A 20,261-nucleotide genomic window follows, 5' to 3' on the forward strand; every position below is an offset into this window, starting at 1 on the left:
ACCGGAAGCAGTATTCCGCAAGATGCCTTGGTAAATGCTTCGCTCCGAGCGTATGGCAACTGCCCCGCAGCGAGTTTCTTACAGATAATTTTCAACAAGTCAAAGATATCCATAAAAAAGCCGCCCATTGGGCGCAATGCTGTTCACTTAAGAGAATTTGAGTTCCAGTCCACGTAGTATCAGGGCTAAAAATGAGGGAGGCATGATGCCTCCCTCTTTCTATTGCAAGCCACGCTGGATAAAGGCTGAAGGAACATCGACTGGAAACAGCCTTGCTCCCCCAACTCAAGTCGCATTTATGAATAATTAGTCAAAAATGTGCTTATCTGAACAGCATTGCGCCCATTGGGCGGCATTTTTATCAGAGATAACTGGCTTGAAGGAATTACCAGCCGGTCACTTCACGCAGGGCCTTGCCGATATCGGCCAAGGAGCGCACGGTTTTCACGCCGGCATCATCCAGGGCGGCAAATTTCTCGGCCGCGGTGCCTTTACCACCGGCGATGATGGCGCCCGCATGACCCATGCGCTTGCCAGCCGGTGCGGTGACACCCGCGATGTAGGAGACCACCGGCTTGGTGACGTGGGCCTTGATGTAGGCAGCCGCGTCCTCTTCGGCGTTGCCGCCGATCTCGCCGATCATCACGATGGCTTCGGTCTGCGGGTCATTCTGGAACATCTCGAGGATGTCGATAAAGTTGGAGCCCGGGATGGGGTCGCCACCGATACCGACGCAGGTGGACTGGCCGAAGCCCTCGTCCGTGGTCTGCTTGACCGCTTCGTAGGTCAGAGTGCCGGAGCGGGAGACGATGCCCACCTTGCCCGGCTTGTGGATGTGGCCCGGCATGATGCCAATCTTGCACTCACCCGGGGTGATGACACCCGGGCAGTTGGGGCCGATCATCCGCACGCCGGTTTCCTGCAGCTTCACCTTGACGTCCAGCATGTCCAGGTTCGGGATGCCTTCGGTGATGGTGACAATCAGCTTGATGCCGGCATCGATGGCTTCCAGGATGGCGTCCTTACAGAACGGCGCCGGCACATAGATGACGGAGGCAGTGGCGCCGGTGGCTTCCACGGCGTCACGGACGGTGTTGAACACAGGCAGGCCCAGGTGAGTGGTGCCGCCCTTGCCCGGGGAGACGCCGCCGACCATCTGGGTACCGTAGGCAATGGCCTGTTCGGAGTGGAAGGTACCCTGACCGCCGGTAAAGCCCTGGCAGATCACCTTGGTGTCTTTGTTGATCAGAACGCTCATTATTTGGCCTCCGCTGCTTTTACCACTTGCTGAGCTGCGTCAGTCAGACTCGTTGCGGCGATGATATTGAGGCCGCTGTCGGCCAGTTTACGGGCACCCAGTTCGGCGTTGTTGCCTTCCAGACGCACCACCACGGGCACTTTCACCCCCACTTCCTTGACGGCGCCGATGATGCCTTCCGCGATCATGTCGCAGCGCACGATGCCGCCAAAGATGTTGACCAGCACGGCTTGTACCTTGCTGTCGGAGAGGATGATCTTGAAGGCCTCGGTCACGCGCTCCTTGGTGGCGCCGCCGCCGACGTCCAGGAAGTTGGCCGGGGAACCGCCGTGCAGGTTGACGATGTCCATGGTGCCCATGGCCAGGCCCGCGCCGTTGACCATGCAGCCGATGTTGCCATCGAGCGCCACATAGTTCAGCTCCCACTGGGCGGCGTGCGCTTCGCGGGGGTCATCCTGGGACGGGTCGTGCATCTCGCGCAGCTTGGGCTGACGGTACAGGGCGTTGGCGTCGATGTTGATCTTGCCGTCGAGGCAGTGCAGGTTGCCCTTGTCGGTGATGACCAGGGGGTTGATCTCCAGCAGGGCGAAGTCGCAGTCCAGGAACATCTGGCCCAGGCCCATGAAGATCTTGGTGAACTGCTTGATCTGATCACCGACCAGACCCAGCTTGAAGGCCAGCTCGCGGGCCTGATAAGGCTGCGGGCCTACCAGGGGATCGATGGCAGCCTTGTGAATGAGTTCCGGGGTTTCGTGGGCGACTTTCTCAATCTCCACACCACCTTCGGTGGAAGCCATGAAGACCACGCGTCGAGAGCCACGGTCGACCACGGCGCCCAGGTACAGTTCCTTGGCGATGTCGGTGCAGGACTCCACCAGGATCTTGGTAACCGGCTGACCATTGGCGTCAGTCTGATAGGTCACCAGGTTCTTGCCGAGCCAGTTTTGGGCGAAGGCGCGGATCTCGTCCTTGCTCTTGGCCAGCTTGACGCCGCCCGCCTTGCCGCGGCCACCGGCGTGGACCTGGCACTTGACGACCCAGGTGTTGCCGCCAATCTTGTCGGCCGCTTCGGCCGCTTCCTGCGGGGTGGCACAGGCATAACCTTCGGAGACCGGCAGGCCATACTCGGCAAACAGCTGTTTTGCCTGATATTCATGCAGATTCATAGATGCTCTATCCGTGTTGTAGGTATTTCCGTCCGGGGCTCGTGTTTCTCAATCCCCTGTGAATGGGGGCCTGGGCGGCCCCTCGTTATCTTTCAGTCACGCTTGCTCAGACATCCAGCAGCAGACGGGTCGGGTCTTCCAGCAGCTCCTTGATGGAGACCAGGAAGCCCACGGACTCGCGGCCGTCGATGATGCGGTGATCGTAGGAGAGCGCCAGGTACATCATCGGCAGGATCTCGACCTTGCCGTCAACGGCCATGGGGCGGTCCTGGATCTTGTGCATACCCAGAATGGCGCTCTGGGGCGGGTTGATGATGGGGGTGGACATCAGGGAGCCGAACACGCCACCATTGGTGATGGTGAAGTTGCCGCCGGTCAGTTCATCCACGGTCAGCTTGCCGTCACGGCCCTTGCCGGCCAGGTCTTTGATGGCCTTCTCGATATCGGCCAGGCTCATGTTGTCGCAGTCGCGCAGCACCGGGGTCACCAGACCACGGGGGGTGGAGACGGCGATGCTGACGTCGAAGTAGTTGTGGTAGACGATGTCGTCACCGTCCAGCGCCGCGTTCACTTCCGGGTAGCGCTTGAGGGATTCGACCACGGCCTTCACATAGAAGGACATGAAGCCGAGCTTGATGCCGTGCTTCTTCTCGAAGATCTCGCCGTACTGCTTGCGCAGCTTCATGATGGGCGCCATGTTGATCTCGTTGAAAGTGGTCAGCATGGCGGTGGTGTTCTTGGCCTCCAGCAGACGCTCGGCGATGCGCTTGCGCAGACGGGTCATGGGCACGCGCTTCTCGGTGCGACCGGCCAGCGGCGCGACCGGTGCGGCAGCCATAGGAGCGGCAGCAGTCGGCGCAGCCACCGGAGCCTTGCCCAGATTCTTGATGAAGGCTTCCACGTCTTCCTTGGTGACACGACCACCCTTGCCGGTGCCGGTCAGCTTGGCGACGTCGATGTCGTGCTCGGCCACCATGCGGCGCACGGAAGGGCTCAGGCCATCGGCAGCGTCATCGGCCACGGCTTCCACCGGCTTCTCGCTGGTCGCTTCACCGGCAACGGGGGCCGGCTTGAGCATGGCGATCAGCTGGCGGGAGAGCACGGTGGCCCCTTCGCTCTGCAGGATGTCGCCCAGTACGCCGGCTTCCGGCGCGGGCACTTCCAGCACGACTTTATCGGTTTCGATGTCAACCAGCACTTCGTCACGGGCAACCAGATCACCCGGTTTCTTGTGCCAGGTCGCGATGGTGGCATCTGCCACTGATTCCGGCAGGTCCGGTACCTTGATCTCGATAGTCATGTAATCAGTTCCTTGTTACTTCTTGGCCAGCAGGCTTGTTCCAGGTCAGAGAGGGTCCCGACACGGGCCCTCTCATCCACAACTCGTTATTCCAGGGTAAGGGCGTCTTCCACCAGGGCTTTTTGCTGCTTGGCGTGGACGGACATGTAACCGACAGCCGGTGAGGCCGAGGCCGGGCGGCCGGCATAACGCAGACGGGCATGGCTTGGCAGCACGCTGTCGTAGTGATGACGGGTGCTGTACCAGGCGCCCTGGTTCTGCGGCTCCTCCTGACACCAGACGAAGTCGGTGACATGGCTGTAATCGGCCAGGATGGCGCGCACTTCCTCTTCCGGGAAGGGGTAGAGCTGCTCGATCCGTACCAGGGCCACGTCCTGCTGCTCCGCCTTGCGACGGGCATCGAGCAGGTCGTAGTAGACCTTGCCGGAGCAGAAGACCACGCGCTTGACGCCTTTGGGATCCAGCGCATCGATTTCGCCGATGGCGTTCTGGAAGGTGCCCTCTGCCAGCTCTTCGAGCTTGCTCACCGCCAGCGGGTGGCGCAGAAGGGATTTGGGCGTCATCACGATGAGCGGACGGCGCATGGGGCGCACTACCTGGCGACGCAGCATGTGGAACACCTGCGCCGGGGTGGAGGGCACGCACACCTGCATGTTGTGCTGGGCGCACATCTGCAGGTAACGCTCCAGACGGGCGGAAGAGTGCTCCGGGCCCTGACCCTCGTAACCGTGGGGCAGCAGCATGGTCAGGCCACACATCCGGCCCCACTTCTGCTCGCCGGAGGAGAGGAACTGATCCACCACCACCTGGGCGCAGTTGGCGAAGTCACCGAACTGGGCTTCCCAGATGGTGAGACCGGCCGGCTCCGCGCTGGCGTAGCCATACTCGAACGCCAGGACCGCGTTCTCGGTCAGCACGGAGTCGTACACCTCGAACGGGCCCTGCTCGTCATGCAGGTTGCACAGCGGAGTGTAGGTGCTGGCATCGGTCTGACTGTGCAGCACGGCGTGGCGATGGAAGAAGGTACCGCGGCCGGAGTCTTCCCCGGTAAAGCGAATGCGGGATCCCTTGTCCACCAGGGTGGCGTAGGCCAGAGTCTCGGCGAAGCCCCAGTCCACCAGCTTCTCACCGGCGGCCATCAAGCGACGGTCTTCGTAGATCTTCTCGACCTGACGTTGCAGCACATGGGTCGCCGGGTACTGGCTGATGCGCTCACCCAGGGCCTTCAGATGATCCATGGGCACAGTGCTGTCATAGGCCATGGCCCAGTCGTGACCCAGATACGGCGTCCAGTCCACGGAGTGCAGCTCCATAGGGCGCCACTCCTTGCTCACCCGCTCGCCCCGATCCAGGGTGTCGCGATAGTCGTTGACTAGCGTGGTGGCCAGCTCCGGCGCGATGGCTCCTTCGGCGATCAGCTGATCGGCGTAGATCTTGCGCGGGGTCGGGTGCTGCTTGATCTTCTGGTACATCAGGGGCTGGGTCGCGCTCGGCTCGTCAGCCTCGTTGTGGCCGTGACGACGGTAGCAGACCAGCTCGATCACCACGTCGCGCTTGAAGGTGTTGCGGTAATCCAGGGCAATCTGGGTCACCAGCACCACGGCTTCCGGGTCATCCCCGTTGACGTGCAGCACAGGGGCCTGCACCGCCTTGGCGATGTCGGTGCAATATTCGGTGGAGCGCAGGTCACGGATATAGGAGGTGGTGAAGCCCACCTGGTTGTTGATGACGATGCGCACCGTGCCGCCCACTCCATAGGCACGGGTCTGGGACATGTTGAAGGTCTCGGCAACGACCCCCTGCCCCGCGATGGCGGAGTCACCGTGGATGGTGATGGGCAGGACGCTGGAGCCGTCCTTGTCACCGCGACGGTCCATACGGGCACGCACGGAGCCGATGACCACGGGGTTGACGATCTCGAGGTGAGACGGGTTGAAGGCGAGCGCCAGGTGGACGTTGCCGCCCGGGGTGGCGAAGTCGGAGGAGAAGCCCATGTGGTACTTCACGTCCCCTGTGCCCCAAGATTCGCCGTGCTTGCCGGCAAACTCGTCGAACAGGTCCTGGGCGCGCTTGCCCAGCACGTTGATGAGCACGTTGAGGCGACCACGGTGGGCCATGCCGATGACGGCTTCCTTGCAACCCTGCTCACCGGCGCGGCGAATAAGCTCTTTGAGCATGGGCACCATGGCATCGCCCCCTTCCAGGGAGAAACGCTTGGCCCCCGGGAACTTGGCACCCAGGTATTTTTCCAGCCCTTCGGCGGCGGTCAGGCTCTCGAGGAAGCGGGTCTTCTCTTCGAGGGTATAGTTGCCCTTCCCTTCGATGGATTCCAGCCTGTCTTGCAGCCAGCGCTTCTCCTCGGTGGAGGTGAGGTGCATGTAGTCGGCGCCGATGCTGCCGCAATAGGTTTTCTTCAGCGAGGCATACAGATCGGAGAGCACCATGGTCTCGCGACCGATGGCGTAGGAGCCCACATTGAAGGTGGCCTCCATGTCTGCACCTTGCAGGTTGTGGAAGGCCGGATCCAGCTCGGCGACCGGCTCGCGCTGCCACAGACCCAGGGGGTCCAGGTTGGCGTTCTGGTGACCGCGGAAGCGGAAGGCGTTTATCAGTTGCAGTACGCGAACCTGTTTGGCATCCACCTGGGGATCGGAGACGGGAGCGCTGTAACGGGAGGAGTCCTTGGCCAGGCGGCGGAAATAGTCGCGAACCTGGGAGTGGGGTTGTTCTACTGCATGTCCGTTGACCTGGGGCAGCGACTGGAACAGGCTGCGCCATTCGTCGGCAACGGAGTCGGGGTTCTCCAGGAAGGATTCGTACAAATCCTCAATGTAGCTTGCATTCGCACCAGCCAGGTGAGATGACTCCAACCAGGCCTTCATCACGCCGTTATGCATTTCTATCCCTTGTACATCTTGTTCGCTGCACTGCAGCTTGTAGGGTCATAGCCATCCCGGGGCGGGATGGCTATCCAGAGGTCGGGCCCGGCGCAAGGCGCCCTGGCCCCGATACTACACGGCCCGGTTGAGCAACATCGACTTGATCTGACCGATGGCCTTGGTCGGGTTCAAGCCCTTGGGACAGACGTTCACGCAGTTCATGATGCCGTGGCAGCGGAACACGCTGAAGGCGTCATCCAGGTTGCCCAGTCGCTCACTGGCCGCAGTATCGCGGCTGTCCGCCAGCCAGCGATAGGCGGCGAGCAGGCCGGCCGGACCGATGAACTTGTCCGGGTTCCACCAGAAGGAGGGGCAAGAGGTGGAGCAGCAGGCACAGAGTATGCACTCGTACAGGCCATCCAGCTTGGCGCGCTCTTCGGGGGATTGCAGGTGCTCACGCACGGGCGGCAGTTTTTCGTCGTTGATGAGGAAGGGTTTGACCTTCTCCCACTGGGTGTAGAACTGGGTCATGTCGATCACCAGATCCCGGATCACCGGCAGACCGGGCAAGGGCCGAATGACGACCTTGCTGCCCTTCTTCAAGAGATCGGAGAGCGGCGTGATGCAGGCCAGACCGTTCTTGCCATTCATGTTGAGACCGTCAGATCCACATACCCCTTCGCGGCAGGAGCGGCGGAAGGCGAGCGTGGGATCCAGCTCCTTGAGCTGGATCAGTGCGTCGAGCACCATCATGTCGGAACCTTCAGGAATATCAAGACGATAATCCTTCATATACGGGACGTTATCAACGTCCGGATTGTATCTGTAGACAGAGAATATGACGTTCATTGTGCTTGGCTCCGCAATCAGTAAGTCCGGACCTTGGGCGGGAACGCCTCACGGGTCTTGGGTGACATGTTGACAGCGCGACGGGTCATGGACTCGGTGTCCGGATGATAGAGGCTGTGGCACAGCCAGCTCTCATCGTCACGCTCCGGGAAGTCGAAGCGGCTGTGGGCGCCACGACTCTCGGTACGGAAGTTCGCCGCCACCGCGGTGGCATAGGCGGTCTCCATCAGGTTGTCCAGCTCCAGGCACTCGATGCGCTGGGTATTGAACTCCTTGGAGGTGTCGTCCAGACGGGCGTTCTTGAGACGCTCGCGGATGAGTTTCAGCTCGGCCAGCCCTTCTGCCATGGCATCCCCTTCCCGGAACACGGAGAAGTTGTTCTGCATGCAGCGCTGCAGATCCTTGCGGATCTGGGCCGGGTCTTCCCCGTCACGGTTGTTTTCCCAGCGGTTGAAGCGCTCCAGCGCCTTGGCGATGTCGGCGTCGGTGGCTTCCACGCCGTGCTCCATCGAACCAAGGGTCTCCACCAGGTGCATGCCGGCAGCACGACCGAACACCACCAGATCCAGCAGGGAGTTGCCACCTAAACGGTTGGCACCGTGCACGGAGACGCAGGCGATCTCGCCCACCGCGAACAGACCGACCACCGGCACGTCGTTGCCATCCTTGTCCTGGGTCAGGCACTGGCCGTTCACGCTGGTCGGCACGCCGCCCATCATGTAGTGGCAGGTCGGGATGATGGGGATGGGCTCTTTGACCGGATCCACGTGGGCGAAGGTGCGAGAGAGCTCGCAGATGCCCGGCAGACGGGATTCCAGCACCTCTTTGCCGAGGTGATCCAGCTTGAGCTTGATGTGCGGGCCCCAGGGACCGTCGCAGCCACGGCCTTCGCGGATCTCGATCATGATGGAACGGGCCACCACGTCGCGACCGGCCAGGTCCTTGGCGTTCGGCGCATAACGCTCCATGAAGCGCTCGCCGTCCTTGTTCAGCAGGTAGCCGCCTTCACCGCGGCAACCTTCGGTCACCAGTACCCCTGCCCCGGCGATGCCGGTCGGGTGGAACTGCCAGAACTCCATGTCCTGCACGCCGACCCCGGCACGCAGCGCCATGCCGACGCCGTCACCGGTGTTGATGTGTGCGTTGGTGGTGGACTGGTAGATGCGACCGGCGCCGCCAGTGGCGAGCACGGTGGCCTTGGCCTTGAAGTAGACGACTTCACCGCTCTCCATGTCGATGGCGGTACAGCCAACGATATGACCATCCTGGTTCTTCACCAGATCCAGGGCATACCACTCGGAGAAGACGGTGGTCTTGTTCTTGACGTTTTGTTGATACAGGGTGTGCAGCAGGGCGTGACCGGTGCGGTCGGCTGCCGCCGCGGTGCGGGCAGCCTGCTCGCCGCCGAAGTTCTTGGACTGACCGCCGAACGGACGCTGGTAGACGGTACCGTTATCAAAGCGGGAGAAAGGCAAGCCCATGTTCTCCAGCTCATAGATGGCCTCGGGGCCGGTCTTGCACATGTATTCGATGGCTTCCTGATCACCGATGTAATCGGAGCCCTTGACGGTGTCATACATGTGCCACTGCCAGTTGTCGTCGTGGGCATTGCCCAGGGCGACCGTGATCCCGCCCTGGGCGGAGACCGTGTGGGAACGGGTCGGGAAAACCTTGGATAACAGGGCGCAGCTCTTGCCGGACTGGGCAATCTGCAGCGCGGCGCGCATACCGGCGCCACCGGCACCGATCACGACCGCATCAAATTCACGAGTTGGAATAGTCACCTTACACACCCCACAGCACGACGAAACCCGTCATCACATAGACAAACAGCACCACCACCAGCACAAACTGCAGCGCACCGCGCAGTCCGACCGGCTTGATATAGTCGGTCAGCACCTGCCACAGACCGATCCAAGCGTGGATCAAGACGCATACGAGTGTCAGCAGGGTGAAGACCTTGGTGAAGGTGTTGGAGAAGAAGCCGGTCCACACCTCGTAGGTGATGTCGTTGAACGCGACAAAGCCAACCAGATAGAGGACGTAGCACGTCATGATGAGGGCGGTGGCGCGGATCAGGATGTAATCATGAACACCGCTGCGCCCGAAAGTTGCAGAATTGGTTACCATACCAGTACCCCCGCCAATACCGCCAAAACCGCGGTGATCACGAAGGCCACACGGGCACTCTGATTACCGGATTCCAGCTCTTCCCAATAGCCCATGTCCATGACCAGGTGCCGCAGACCGCCCACGATGTGGTAAGCCAGCGCGGTCAGGATCCCCCACAGCACGAACTTGACCAGGAAGTTGTCCATGATGGCAACGACCGATTCAAATCCTTCGGGAGAGGCGAGTGAAGTACCAAGCATCCACAGCAAGATGGCCAATGCCACAAAGGTGATGACCCCTGAGACACGATGCAAGATGGAAGCGATGGCGGTGACAGGAAAGCTGATCGTCTGTAGGTCGAGGTTTACAGGTCTCTGTTTGTTTTTCACGGCTTTGCCCACTCAGCTCCATTGAGCACGTTAGTTATTGTTTTCACACGCTTTGAGGGCGAGGAGTGGCATTTGTTAGGTTTTTGTTACCAAAACAACTCAGGAAAGCCAAAAATAACATTTTCGATATCACATCTGGCTTTGCGAAAGCGTTTCAAACACCGACGACCATCACCCACGTGGCGCAGTATATCGGCGGCCTTAACCAATGACAATCAAATAGCTACACAGAAAATCCAAAACCGTAAACCAGATCTCACAACAGCTTTAACAAGTCATTAATGATCATCCAGCAAAATTGACAAAGACATGGTTCTCTGGTTCAAATAAGGCGCTCCAGCCGCCGTGGTACGGGTAAGAACCTTTGCCAGCGTCATAACAGTCGTAATAAAGTAGGGCTGGAACCAAATTATAAAAGAGCAAAGGAGACGTGCTATGGCTGATAAGATAGCCACCCTACATCTGCCCGGAAAAGAGCCGGTTGAATTGCCGATCCTCTCCGGTACCGTTGGACCCGATGTGATCGATGTCAGAAAGCTGGGCACGCAAGGATATTTCACCTTCGACCCCGGCTTCATGGCCACCGGTTCTTGCAAATCTTCCATCACCTACATCGATGGCGACCAGGGTGTCTTGCTGCACCGCGGTTACCCCATCGCCCAGTTGGCCACCCAGGCCAGCTACCTCGAAGTCTGCTACATCCTGCTCTACGGCGAGGCCCCCACCAAGACCCAATATGCGGAATTTGAACGTCTGGTCACCCGCCACACCATGGTGCACGAGCAGATCGCCTTCTTCTTCCGCGGCTTCCGCCGCGACGCCCACCCCATGGCCGTCATGTGCGGCGTGGTCAGCGCGCTGTCCGCCTTCTATCACGACGCCCTCGACATCAACAACGAGGAGCATCGCGAGATCTGTGCCTTCCGTCTGCTCTCCAAGATGCCGACCCTGGCCGCCATGTGTTACAAGTACTCCATCGGCCAGCCCTTCATGCAGCCGCGCAACGCCCTCTCCTATGCAGGCAACTTCCTGCACATGATGTTTGGCGTGCCGACCGAAGAGTACAAGGTCAACCCCATCGTCGAGCGCGCCATGGACCGCATCTTCACCCTGCATGCGGATCATGAGCAAAACGCCTCCACCTCCACCGTGCGTCTGGCCGGTTCTTCCGGTGCCAACCCGTTTGCCTGTATCGCCGCGGGGATCGCCTCCCTGTGGGGCCCGGCCCACGGTGGTGCCAACGAAGCCTGCCTCAAGATGCTCGAAGAGATTGGCTCCGTGGATCGCATCCCCGAGTACATTGCCAAGGCCAAGGACAAGAACGATCCGTTCCGTCTGATGGGCTTCGGTCACCGGGTTTACAAGAACCACGATCCCCGTGCCACCGTGATGCGTGAAACCTGCCACGAGGTACTGACCGAGCTGCAGATCAAGGATCCGCTGCTGGACGTGGCCATGGAGCTGGAACGCATCGCGCTGTCCGACCCCTACTTCATCGAGAAGAAGCTCTACCCGAACGTGGACTTCTACTCCGGCATCATCATGAAGGCCATCGGTATCCCCATGTCCATGTTCACCGTGATCTTCGCCATCTCCCGTACCATCGGCTGGATTGCCCACTGGAACGAGATGCACTCAGACCCGGATCAGAAGATCGGCCGTCCCCGTCAGCTCTACACCGGTCAGCCTCTGCGCGAGTTCGTGCCCCTCGACCAGCGCTGAGCCCGATCTGTCATGGTTTGTTACAAAGGCGGTCATTGACCGCCTTTTCTTTTGCAGGTTTAATCGCGCCCTTTTACGCCAAGGACACTCATCATGAAATCTCCCCTGCTCCTCAGCTCCGCCCTCCTGCTCAGCGCCTGCCAGAGCGCCCCGACCACCGAAACCCTCTATATCCAGGACAAGCTGGCAGACTGCGTCGGTGTCGCCCCCATGAAGTGCATGCAGGTGCGCAGTCAGCCGGGCGAGAGCTGGAGTCTCTTCTATCAGCAGATCGAAGGCTTCACCTTTGAACCGGGCTTTCGCTATCAACTCGAAGTGAGCAAGGAGCAACTTGCCGATGTGCCGGCCGATGCCCCTTCCTTGCGCTACCAGCTGATCAAGGTCGTGAGCAAGGAACCGGTTCGCTGACGAGTCGCTGACAGGTAACCCGGTTTCGTTTGTGTGCTCTCTGGGGTATGCTGTCAGCCCTTTTTGCCACGGTTTGAGTACGGACCCGACCCGCATCATGATCACGATCCGCACCATCCGCACGCCAGACTGGCCCGCCATCATGGCCATCCAGCACGAGTGTTATCACCAGTTCGAACCCGAGCCCCTCGAGGTGATGCAGAACAAAACCGAGCTGGCCCCCGCCTCCTGCTGGGTGGCCGAGCGTCAGGGCAAGGTGCTGGGTTACCTGCTCTGCCACCCCTGGCGTGCCCACCAGCCCCCGCCCCTCTCGGTGCCGATGAAGGCGCTGGCCGGTCACGACGAGTTCTATCTGCACGATCTCGCTGTCTCGAGCAAGGCACGCGGCCTGGGTGTCGGACAGCGACTGCTGGCAAGGGCGCTCGCTTTCGCGAGCCATGCAGGATATCGCCATGCAGGCCTGGTGGCGGTTCAGGATGCCCCCGCCTTCTGGCGCAAGCAGGGGTTTGTGCCCGCCGACACCGGCAAATCGCTGGTGGAGTATGGTGACGGGGCAGTCTATATGCGGTTGCCCCTGGCTGACAGCGGTCCCAAACCGGGAACCATCAGCAGAGTTCAATAAAAAGAATTCAATAAAAAGAGTTCAATAAAAAAGGCGCCTTTCGGCGCCTTTTTCTATTTCGCGTTGTGCTCCCCACAGGAAGATCAAGCCTTGAACTTGCTGAACACCAGAGAGGCGTTGGTACCGCCAAAGCCGAAGCTGTTGGACATGACGGTATTGAGGTCGGCCGCTTCGTATTCACGCACGATGGGCAGGCCCACGGCTTTCTCGTCCAGGTTCTCGATGTTGATGCTGGGGGCGATGAAGCCGTGTTCCATCATCAGCAGGGAGTAGACGGCCTCGTGCACGCCGGCGGCGCCCAGGGCATGGCCGGTCATCGCCTTGGTGGCGGAGAGCTTGGGTGCATTGCTGCCAAACAGGGTCTGAATGGCTTCCAGCTCCTTGGTGTCACCAACCGGAGTAGAGGTACCGTGAGTGTTGATGTAGTCCACCTTGCCGACACCCTGCATCGCCATCTTCATGCAACGCACGGCGCCTTCACCACTCGGGGCCACCATGTCGTAGCCGTCGGAGGTCGCACCGTAACCGGTGATTTCGGCGTAGATGTGGGCACCACGGGCCAGGGCGTGTTCCAGCTCCTCGACCACCAGGATGCCGCCACCACCGGAGATGACGAAGCCGTCGCGGTCCGCATCATAGGTGCGGGACGCTTTTTCCGGGTTGTCGTTGTACTTGGTGGAGAGCGCGCCCATGGCGTCGAACTGGATGGTGGAAGACCAGTCCAGCTCCTCGCCGCCACCGGCAAAGATGATGTCCTGCTTGCCAAGCTGGATCAGTTCCAGGGCGTGACCGATGCAGTGGGCAGAGGTCGCACAGGCGGAGCTGATGGTGTAGTTGACACCTTTTATCTTGAACGGGGTGGCAAGACAGGCTGAGGTGGTGGAAGACATGGTACGTGGCACCATGTAGGGACCCACCCGCTTGACGCCCTTTTCACGGGCGATATCGGCAGATTCGGAGGTGTTCTTGCCGGAGGCGCCGCCGGAACCGGTCACGATGCCGGTACGCTCGTTGGAGACCATCTCTTCCGGCAGGCCGGCATCTTCGATGGCCTGCTGCATGGAGAGGTAGGCGTAGGCCGCGGCGTCACCCATGAAACGCATGACTTTACGGTCGATCAGTTCAGACGGATCGAGTTTGATGTTACCCCAGACACGGCTGCGCAGGTTGTACTGCTCGAACTGCTCGGAATAGGTGATGCCGGATTTGCCTGCTTTCAGGGAGGCCAGCACCTCTTCCTTGTTGTTGCCGATACTGGAGATGACGCCGATACCGGTGATCACTGCTCTTCTCATTAATTCATCTCGTCTGGAAAAACTGGCACCGAGTCTACCCGCTTTCGGCTGCCAAACTGGTCTGCTTTCACGTAGAATGCCCGCGATTTTGTGACGCGAGCCGAGGAAAACGTGAGTCAAACATCCTTACATCATGCCCGATTGGACTGGAACGAAGCGGGAACTCCAGTCTCCAGTGAGTTCGGGGATGTGTACTTTTCCAATGATAACGGTCTAAGTGAAACCCGCTACGTCTTTTTGCAGCAAAATCGACTGCCAGAGCGATTTTCGCACCACGATAGTGACAGTTTCGTGATTGGTGAAACAGGTTTCGGTACAGGACTTAACTTTCTGGCCACAATGGCCGCTTTTCTGGAACGGGCCCCCCTGTCCGGCAACGGATCCCGGCTGCACTTCATCAGCGTCGAGAAATACCCCCTTACCCAGGCCGATCTGCGCAAGGCCCTGGCCGCCTGGCCCGAGCTTGCCACCTTGAGCCAGCCTCTCATCGACCAGTGGCCGCTGCCGGTCTCCGGCTGCCATCGCCTGCTCTTTGCCGATGGCCGCATCCGCCTCGATCTCTGGTTTGGCGACATCAAGGAGATGCTGCCTCAGGTGCCCCATCCGGCAACCGGTCTGGTGGACGCCTGGTATCTGGACGGTTTCTCCCCTGCCAAGAACCCAGAGATGTGGACCCAGGATCTCTTCGAAGATCTCGCTCGCCTCGCCCGCCCCGATGCCACCCTCTCGACCTTTACCTGCGCCGGTTTCGTGCGACGGGGGCTGATTGCCGCCGGCTTTGCCATGAAGAAGGTGAAGGGCCACGGCAGCAAGCGGGAGATGCTGGCGGGTGTTCGGGAAGGCAAAGTGCCGCAGCAGAGCATCGCCCCCTGGTATGCCCGCCCCGCAGGGCGGGAGGGAGAGGTGCTCATCATCGGTGGCGGCATCGCTTCCGCCATGACGGCGCTCTCTCTGGTGGAGCGGGGTCGGCACGTCACCTTGCTGTGCGAAAATGGCGAACCGGCCAGCGGCGCCTCCGGCAATCGACAAGGAGCCCTCTACCCCCTGCTCAACGGCGAGCACGATGCCCTGTCGCGCTTCTATTCGCTGGCCTTTGGCTTTGCCAGAAACCGGCTGCTGGCCCTGGCGAAGCACCACCCCGTCGCCTTCTCCCTGTGTGGCGTAACCCAACTCGGCTACGACGACAAATCCGCCGCCAAGCTTGCCAAGATGAGCCAGGGACTCTTCCCCCCCGAGCTGATGCACCCACTCTCGGCAGCGGAGGTTGAGCAGGTGGTCGGCCTGCCCTGCGATGCGGATGGTGTGAGCTATCCCCTGGGGGGCTGGCTCTGTCCGGCGGATCTCACCCGCGCCGCCATCAGGGAGGCGCAGGCCAGCGGGCGGCTGGAAGTGCTGTTCAATGCCGCTGTAACGCGTATTGCCGAAGAGGCCGATGGCTGGCGAGTGGAGAGCCGGGATGGCCGCCAGTGGCACGCCCCCAATCTGGTGGTGGCGGCCGGGCATCAGTTGCCAGCCCTTCTCCCCTTTGCCGAGCTGCCGCTCTATCCGGTGCGCGGTCAGGTGAGCCATGTGCCGACCACGGCTGGCTTGAGCCAGCTCAAGACCGTGCTCTGCTACGATGGCTACCTCACACCGGCCCACAACGGCGCGCACTGTATCGGGGCCAGCTATGGCCGCAACCAGACCGATCTAGCTTACCGCACCGACGAGCAGGAGCAGAACAGGGCGCGGCTGCAAGCCTGTGTGCCCCAGCAGCGCTGGCCGGCCGAGGTGGATGTGAGCGGTGCTCAGGCCCGCATCGGGGTGCGCTGCGCCAGCCGGGATCACCTGCCGGTAGCCGGGCCCGTCGCCCGGTTGGCGGCGCTGGCGGATCATGACGTCAACGCCCCCGCGGATCAGCAGAGCGCGCTGCCCCTGCACGCCGGCCTCTACGTGCTGGGGGCGCTCGGCTCCCGGGGTCTGTGCTCGGCGCCCCTGTGCGGCGAACTGGTCGCCAGCGAGATCTGCGGCGATCCCCTGCCGCTGGCCGCCGATCTGCTGGAGGCGCTCCACCCCGCCCGCTACTGGGTGCGAAGGCTGCGCAGGGGCAAGCCACTGCGCGACTAACTCCCCAGGAGCCGGGGCTGCCCGCCTCCACGCTATTGGCGCACCAATAAAAAACGGGCTCAATCAGCCCGTTTTTTATGTTTCCCATGAGCGTCCATGGGCCTGTACACGTGTCATCAGCCAGCCCTGGGCCAGACGACCCCCAGCTTGCGCCCCTGATCGGTCTGGCTGGCCAGGGTGTCGAACCGCGCCCGGGTGGCCTCCAGCACCGCCTGCCCTGCCTGCCAGCCCTGATGCTCCAGGGTTGGGCAATCCCGGGTCACCGGCAACTGGGCGAGGCGCGTGCCAAGCTGGCTCACGCTCTCCAGCAGGATGTCCTTGTGACGGCTCTCGTAGTCAAACATGGCGGCCACCAGCTTGTCCCACTTCTGGCGCTCCTTCGCGGGCGCACGGGCCTTGTCCATCCAGTTGGGCACCCTGACCTGGATGCGGGCACGGACGCTGGCCTGCTCCAGCTCGCAGCGCGCCGCCGTCGCCTTCGTCTGCAACTGCCAGGAGAGCTGATAGCTGGCCTTGCCGATGTGCCCGTCCGCCTGGGTGGGCGACAAGGCGGTGATCTGGCGCATCACGGCCCCCACATCGGCCCCGGAGACCCGATAGAACTGGAAGTCGACCTTGATATCGGGGGCGACCTTCACACCGGCATAGTGGGAAGGTGCAGCACCGATTGAGGCGGCATAAATGAGGGCCACCGTCACCCCTGTCTTGCTGAAGAGTCCCATCTGTCCGCGGCTTTGCTCCTTGTGAGTCCCGGCTTAATTTCAATTAATAATCAATGAATTAATAACCCGATTGGGAGATTACCCCTGATCCAGCCCCCTGTCATCCGCTCTTGGCACCCGGTTGCTGCAAACGTGCGAGTCATCACCCCGGCTCAGGCGGGGATTTGCAGTCGAGATCACAAGCTGCCATCGAATGGATGGTGAAATACTCCTTAGTGGGTAATATCCGCAGTGTTTTTGTTGGCCGATACCGGATAGTCCAGCGCAACCCTCTGGTGAGCCCTGGCAGGCCACCCCCTCACTTCAACTCTTGGGAAGGTTTTATGATAGAACTCCTGATCGGCACCCTGGTCACCCTGGCCGTGGGTCGCTACATCTTCAAGGGCTACTCCGCCACCGGGGTACTGCTCAGCGGCGGCCTGCTGCTGCTGGCGATCACCGCCCTGATGGGCAAGGCGGTGCTGCCGGCGAGCGTCCCCTCCACCGGCCACATGGCCACCGACATCTTCGAATACGTGCGCTTCCTGCTGGTCGACAGGGGGGGTGGCCTCGGCATGCTCATCATGGTGCTGTGCGGCTTTGCTGGCTACATGAGCCACATCGGCGCCAACACCATACTGGTGAAGCTCGCGAGCAAGCCCCTCTGTGTCATCAAGTCCCCCTACATCCTGCTGGTGGCCGCCTATCTGGTCGCCTGCGCCATGTCGCTGGCGGTGAGCTCCGCGACTGGCCTCGGGGTTCTGCTGATGGCCACCCTCTTCCCGCTGATGGTCAACATGGGGATCTCCCGTGGCGCGGCAGCGGCGGTGTGCGCCTCGCCGGCCGCCATCATCCTCTCCCCCACCTCGGGGGACGTGGTGATGGCCGCCCAGGCCGCGAACATGGAGCTCATCGAGTTTGCCTTCAAGCTGACCCTGCCCATTTCCCTGGTGGCCATCGCCGCCATGGCGGTGACCCACTTCTTCTGGCAGCGTTATCTGGATCAGAAGGCCGGGGAGCACAACGCCGCGGTCGCCCCGAGCGATCTCGTCACCGACGCCCCCGGCTTCTACGCCATCCTGCCCTTCACCCCCATCATCGGTGTGCTGCTGTTTGACGGCAAACTGGGGCCCAAGCTCGATATCGTCACCATCATCGTCATCTGCCTGGTGCTGGCCGCCCTGCTGGAGCTGGTGCGCAAGCGCAACGGCCGCGAGCTGCTGGACGGACTGCAGGTGTGCTGGCGCAACATGGCCGACGCCTTCGCCGGCGTGGTGATGCTGCTGGTGGGTGCCGGGGTCTTTGCCCAGGGTCTGATGGGGCTCGGTTTCATCGCCAACCTCCTGGATCTGGCCCAGAGCTTCGGTACCGGCGGCATCGTCATCATGCTGGTGCTGGTGGTCATCACCACCCTGGCGGCCTTCACCACGGGTTCCGGCAACGCCCCCTTCTACGCCTTCGTGGAGCTCATCCCCCATTTGGCCACCAGCCTCGGCGTCAACCCGGCCTATCTGGTGATCCCCATGCTGCAGGCATCCAACCTCGGCCGCACCATCTCGCCGGTCTCCGGGGTGGTGGTCGCCTGTGCGGGGATGGGCAATCTCTCTCCGTTCGAGGTGGTCAAACGTACCTCGCTGCCGGTGGCCGTCGGCCTGCTGGTGGTGATCCTCGCCACCCAGATCATGGTTCCCGCCTGACTCTTTACCGGCCCGGCTGCCGCCGGGCTGGTATCCCCCCCACCCCATGCAGTAGACTCGGTGCTCTTTTTTCCTAAGGAGGACCGAGCCTTGAGTATGACGGTTCAACTTGCCCACTTCAGCGACTGCCACTCCCATTTCGATGGCGCCCCCATGCGCTTCTCCCCCGATGGCGAGTCCGAATGGCGCACCCAGTGCGGCGGCTATGGCCGCATCCTGACCCGGCTCACCGCCCTGCGCCAACAGGCCGAGGCAGCCGGCCAGACCTGCCTGCTGCTGCATGGCGGCGATACCTTCCAGGGGTCACTTTACTTCAACCGCTTCAAAGGGCGGGCCAATGCGGACCTGCTGGCCCTCTTGCGACCGGATGCCATGGTGATCGGCAACCACGAATTCGATCTGGGCAACGGGCCGCTGGTGGAGTTTTTGCGCCAGCTCGATTTCCCGGTGCTCGCCGCCAACATCGACAACCGTCAGGAGCCCGCCGATGCCCCGCTGCGGCTGCAGGGACTGCCGCGGCTGTTTGACGCAAGCCGCCCCTGGCACAAGCGCGTCATCGACGACGTGCCCTTCGCCCTGCTCGGCATCACGCTGCCGCAAATGGCAGCCATCGCGAGCCCCGATCCCCACACCCGTTTCCACGGTATCGAAGAGACCTTGAGCCGTGCCCTCGAAGAGATCAAGGCCGCCGGCATCCAGCACATCATCCTGCTCAGCCACCTGGGTCTGGCGCAGGACAAGCGACTGGCGACCCGCTTCCCCGAGCTCAGCCTCATCGTCGGCGGGCACACCCACAGCCTGCTGGGGGATCTGGCGCCGCTCGGGCTCGACAGCGAAGGCAGCTATCCCCTCATGGTGAACGGGGTGGCCATCCTGCACGCCGCCCACAGCGCCCTCTGTCTCGGGGTGTGCGAACTCACCTTCGACGAGCAGGGACGCGTGTGCCAAAGCCGCGGCCAGCTGGAGTGGTTACCCTGGGATCCCTGGCCCTTTGCTTCCCCGCCTCCTGCGGGGCTGCACTTCTGCGAACCGGCCCCCGAGCTCGAACAGCATCTGGCCAGACGCTATCGCCCCGAGCTCGAAACCATGACCCGGCGCGTAGTGACCCGGCTCGCCGATCCGCTCCACCACCAGCGCCTGCCCGATGCCAGCCTGCCCGCCGGCAGCCAGGTCGCCCCCCTGGTAGCGAGCGCCATGCTGGCCAGTGCCCGCGAACAGGTGGGTCAGGTAGACTTTGCCCTGCACAATGCCGGGGGCGTACGCTGCTCCCTCGAGCCCGGCCCCCTGACCGAAGCAGACGTTGCCGGACGCCTGCTGCCCTTTGCCATTCCCCTCACCCTCTACCGGGTGCACGGCCATGAACTGGCCGAGGCGCTGGAGGGGGCCATCGACAACGCCACCAATAACGGGGTGACGGGCAATGGCAGTGGCAGCTTCCCCTATACCGCCGGGGTGCGCTTCTGCTATCAGGCCGACAGACCCAAAGGGGAGAGGATCACCCGCCTGGAATGGGAAGCCAGCCCGGGGCAGTGGCAGCACGTCGAGCCGGATGCCATCTATCGCGGGGTCTCCAGTGCCTATACCGCCTCCGGCAAGGAGGGCTACACGGCCCTTGCCCGCACCCTGACCCAGCACAATCAGGAGCTCGGCATCACCCTGGCGGATGCCTTCCTGCGCTGGGCACGTCACCTGCCGGAGCTCAGCCCCCTGCCGGCCCTGGTGGAGTATCACGGCCAGTGAATCTGGCATCGACCCAT

Annotated in this window: 16 protein-coding genes; 6 read left to right on the top strand and 10 right to left on the bottom strand. The window is 61.8% G+C overall.

The annotated features are described in order from the left end of the window. Window positions 1-385 precede the first annotated feature (385 nt). The 8 genes from sucD to sdhC form a co-directional block, all read right to left on the bottom strand. The gene (gene sucD / locus OKC30_RS08940; protein WP_270663615.1) at window positions 386-1,258 is read right to left on the bottom strand and encodes a succinate--CoA ligase subunit alpha; all 873 of its coding nucleotides are present in this window, start codon (window positions 1,256-1,258) and stop codon (window positions 386-388) included. After that, window positions 1,258-2,424, bottom strand: coding sequence for an ADP-forming succinate--CoA ligase subunit beta (gene sucC / locus OKC30_RS08945; RefSeq protein ID WP_005300220.1), 1,167 nt, complete (start codon window positions 2,422-2,424; stop codon window positions 1,258-1,260). The genes sucD and sucC overlap by 1 nt, the downstream gene beginning before the upstream one ends. A 106-nt stretch (window positions 2,425-2,530) precedes the next feature. After that, complete coding sequence (gene odhB, locus OKC30_RS08950) at window positions 2,531-3,724, bottom strand: 2-oxoglutarate dehydrogenase complex dihydrolipoyllysine-residue succinyltransferase (protein ID WP_103858743.1); 1,194 nt, start codon at window positions 3,722-3,724, stop codon at window positions 2,531-2,533. Between the two features lie 86 nt (window positions 3,725-3,810). Continuing rightward, window positions 3,811-6,621 (bottom strand): 2-oxoglutarate dehydrogenase E1 component, encoded by a 2,811-nt coding sequence (gene sucA, locus OKC30_RS08955; protein ID WP_010674498.1) that lies wholly within the window; start codon window positions 6,619-6,621, stop codon window positions 3,811-3,813. Between the two features lie 114 nt (window positions 6,622-6,735). Further along, window positions 6,736-7,452 carry a succinate dehydrogenase iron-sulfur subunit gene (locus OKC30_RS08960; protein WP_160837942.1) on the bottom strand — a complete coding sequence of 239 codons (717 nt, stop codon included), beginning with the start codon at window positions 7,450-7,452 and terminating at the stop codon, window positions 6,736-6,738. A gap of 17 nt (window positions 7,453-7,469) precedes the next feature. Next, a complete protein-coding gene (gene sdhA / locus OKC30_RS08965) occupies window positions 7,470-9,236 on the bottom strand; it encodes a succinate dehydrogenase flavoprotein subunit (protein ID WP_029314421.1) in 1,767 nt (588 codons plus the stop codon). A 1-nt stretch (window position 9,237) separates the two neighbouring features. Beyond that, window positions 9,238-9,582, bottom strand: a complete 345-nt coding sequence (gene sdhD, locus OKC30_RS08970; protein WP_010674495.1) for a succinate dehydrogenase, hydrophobic membrane anchor protein — start codon at window positions 9,580-9,582, stop codon at window positions 9,238-9,240. Next, window positions 9,576-9,965 (bottom strand): succinate dehydrogenase cytochrome b556 subunit, encoded by a 390-nt coding sequence (gene sdhC / locus OKC30_RS08975; protein ID WP_029314418.1) that lies wholly within the window; start codon window positions 9,963-9,965, stop codon window positions 9,576-9,578. Before sdhC ends, sdhD begins: the two co-directional genes overlap by 7 nt. Window positions 9,966-10,388: 423 nt before the next feature. On the opposite strand from sdhC, the gene OKC30_RS08980 reads away from it, so the two are divergent. The 3 genes from OKC30_RS08980 to OKC30_RS08990 all read left to right on the top strand — a co-directional run bounded on the left by OKC30_RS08980 (window position 10,389) and on the right by OKC30_RS08990 (window position 12,705). Further along, window positions 10,389-11,675 carry a citrate synthase gene (locus OKC30_RS08980; protein WP_039040080.1) on the top strand — a complete coding sequence of 429 codons (1,287 nt, stop codon included), beginning with the start codon at window positions 10,389-10,391 and terminating at the stop codon, window positions 11,673-11,675. A gap of 93 nt (window positions 11,676-11,768) precedes the next feature. Next, a complete protein-coding gene (locus OKC30_RS08985; RefSeq protein WP_041215298.1) occupies window positions 11,769-12,083 on the top strand; it encodes a DUF4377 domain-containing protein in 315 nt (104 codons plus the stop codon). A 97-nt stretch (window positions 12,084-12,180) separates the two neighbouring features. Beyond that, on the top strand, window positions 12,181-12,705 hold the full coding sequence (locus OKC30_RS08990) for a GNAT family N-acetyltransferase (RefSeq protein ID WP_160837940.1): 525 nt from the start codon (window positions 12,181-12,183) through the stop codon (window positions 12,703-12,705). Between the two features lie 83 nt (window positions 12,706-12,788). Here the strand turns inward: OKC30_RS08990 and fabB are convergent, their stop codons facing one another. Further along, window positions 12,789-14,000 carry a beta-ketoacyl-ACP synthase I gene (fabB, locus tag OKC30_RS08995; protein ID WP_029314417.1) on the bottom strand — a complete coding sequence of 404 codons (1,212 nt, stop codon included), beginning with the start codon at window positions 13,998-14,000 and terminating at the stop codon, window positions 12,789-12,791. A gap of 90 nt (window positions 14,001-14,090) precedes the next feature. Here fabB and mnmC point away from each other — a divergent pair, with 90 nt between their 5' ends. Then, window positions 14,091-16,106 carry a bifunctional tRNA (5-methylaminomethyl-2-thiouridine)(34)-methyltransferase MnmD/FAD-dependent 5-carboxymethylaminomethyl-2-thiouridine(34) oxidoreductase MnmC gene (mnmC, locus tag OKC30_RS09000; protein WP_270663598.1) on the top strand — a complete coding sequence of 672 codons (2,016 nt, stop codon included), beginning with the start codon at window positions 14,091-14,093 and terminating at the stop codon, window positions 16,104-16,106. A 116-nt stretch (window positions 16,107-16,222) separates the two neighbouring features. Here mnmC and OKC30_RS09005 read toward each other — a convergent pair whose 3' ends face one another. After that, window positions 16,223-16,828 (bottom strand): DUF922 domain-containing protein, encoded by a 606-nt coding sequence (locus OKC30_RS09005; RefSeq protein WP_160837935.1) that lies wholly within the window; start codon window positions 16,826-16,828, stop codon window positions 16,223-16,225. Between the two features lie 323 nt (window positions 16,829-17,151). Between OKC30_RS09005 and dcuC the strand changes: the two genes are divergently transcribed. Both dcuC and OKC30_RS09015 read left to right on the top strand, forming a co-directional pair. Next, window positions 17,152-18,504 (top strand): anaerobic C4-dicarboxylate transporter DcuC, encoded by a 1,353-nt coding sequence (dcuC, locus tag OKC30_RS09010; protein WP_270666373.1) that lies wholly within the window; start codon window positions 17,152-17,154, stop codon window positions 18,502-18,504. A 90-nt stretch (window positions 18,505-18,594) separates the two neighbouring features. Beyond that, window positions 18,595-20,244, top strand: coding sequence for a bifunctional metallophosphatase/5'-nucleotidase (locus OKC30_RS09015; RefSeq protein WP_160837933.1), 1,650 nt, complete (start codon window positions 18,595-18,597; stop codon window positions 20,242-20,244). Window positions 20,245-20,261: the final 17 nt, after the last annotated feature.

The organism is Aeromonas sp. QDB18, assembly GCF_027705325.1.
GTDB lineage: Bacteria > Pseudomonadota > Gammaproteobacteria > Enterobacterales > Aeromonadaceae > Aeromonas > Aeromonas caviae.

Coding starts and splice junctions, on each gene's coding strand:
- sucD (WP_270663615.1), bottom strand. CDS start 1,258: ATGAGCGTTCTGATCAACAAAGACACCAAGGTGATCTGCCAGGGCTTT.
- sucC (WP_005300220.1), bottom strand. CDS start 2,424: ATGAATCTGCATGAATATCAGGCAAAACAGCTGTTTGCCGAGTATGGC.
- odhB (WP_103858743.1), bottom strand. CDS start 3,724: ATGACTATCGAGATCAAGGTACCGGACCTGCCGGAATCAGTGGCAGAT.
- sucA (WP_010674498.1), bottom strand. CDS start 6,621: ATGCATAACGGCGTGATGAAGGCCTGGTTGGAGTCATCTCACCTGGCT.
- OKC30_RS08960 (WP_160837942.1), bottom strand. CDS start 7,452: ATGAACGTCATATTCTCTGTCTACAGATACAATCCGGACGTTGATAAC.
- sdhD (WP_010674495.1), bottom strand. CDS start 9,582: ATGGTAACCAATTCTGCAACTTTCGGGCGCAGCGGTGTTCATGATTAC.
- OKC30_RS08980 (WP_039040080.1), top strand. CDS start 10,389: ATGGCTGATAAGATAGCCACCCTACATCTGCCCGGAAAAGAGCCGGTT.
- OKC30_RS08985 (WP_041215298.1), top strand. CDS start 11,769: ATGAAATCTCCCCTGCTCCTCAGCTCCGCCCTCCTGCTCAGCGCCTGC.
- OKC30_RS08990 (WP_160837940.1), top strand. CDS start 12,181: ATGATCACGATCCGCACCATCCGCACGCCAGACTGGCCCGCCATCATG.
- fabB (WP_029314417.1), bottom strand. CDS start 14,000: ATGAGAAGAGCAGTGATCACCGGTATCGGCGTCATCTCCAGTATCGGC.
- OKC30_RS09005 (WP_160837935.1), bottom strand. CDS start 16,828: ATGGGACTCTTCAGCAAGACAGGGGTGACGGTGGCCCTCATTTATGCC.
- dcuC (WP_270666373.1), top strand. CDS start 17,152: ATGATAGAACTCCTGATCGGCACCCTGGTCACCCTGGCCGTGGGTCGC.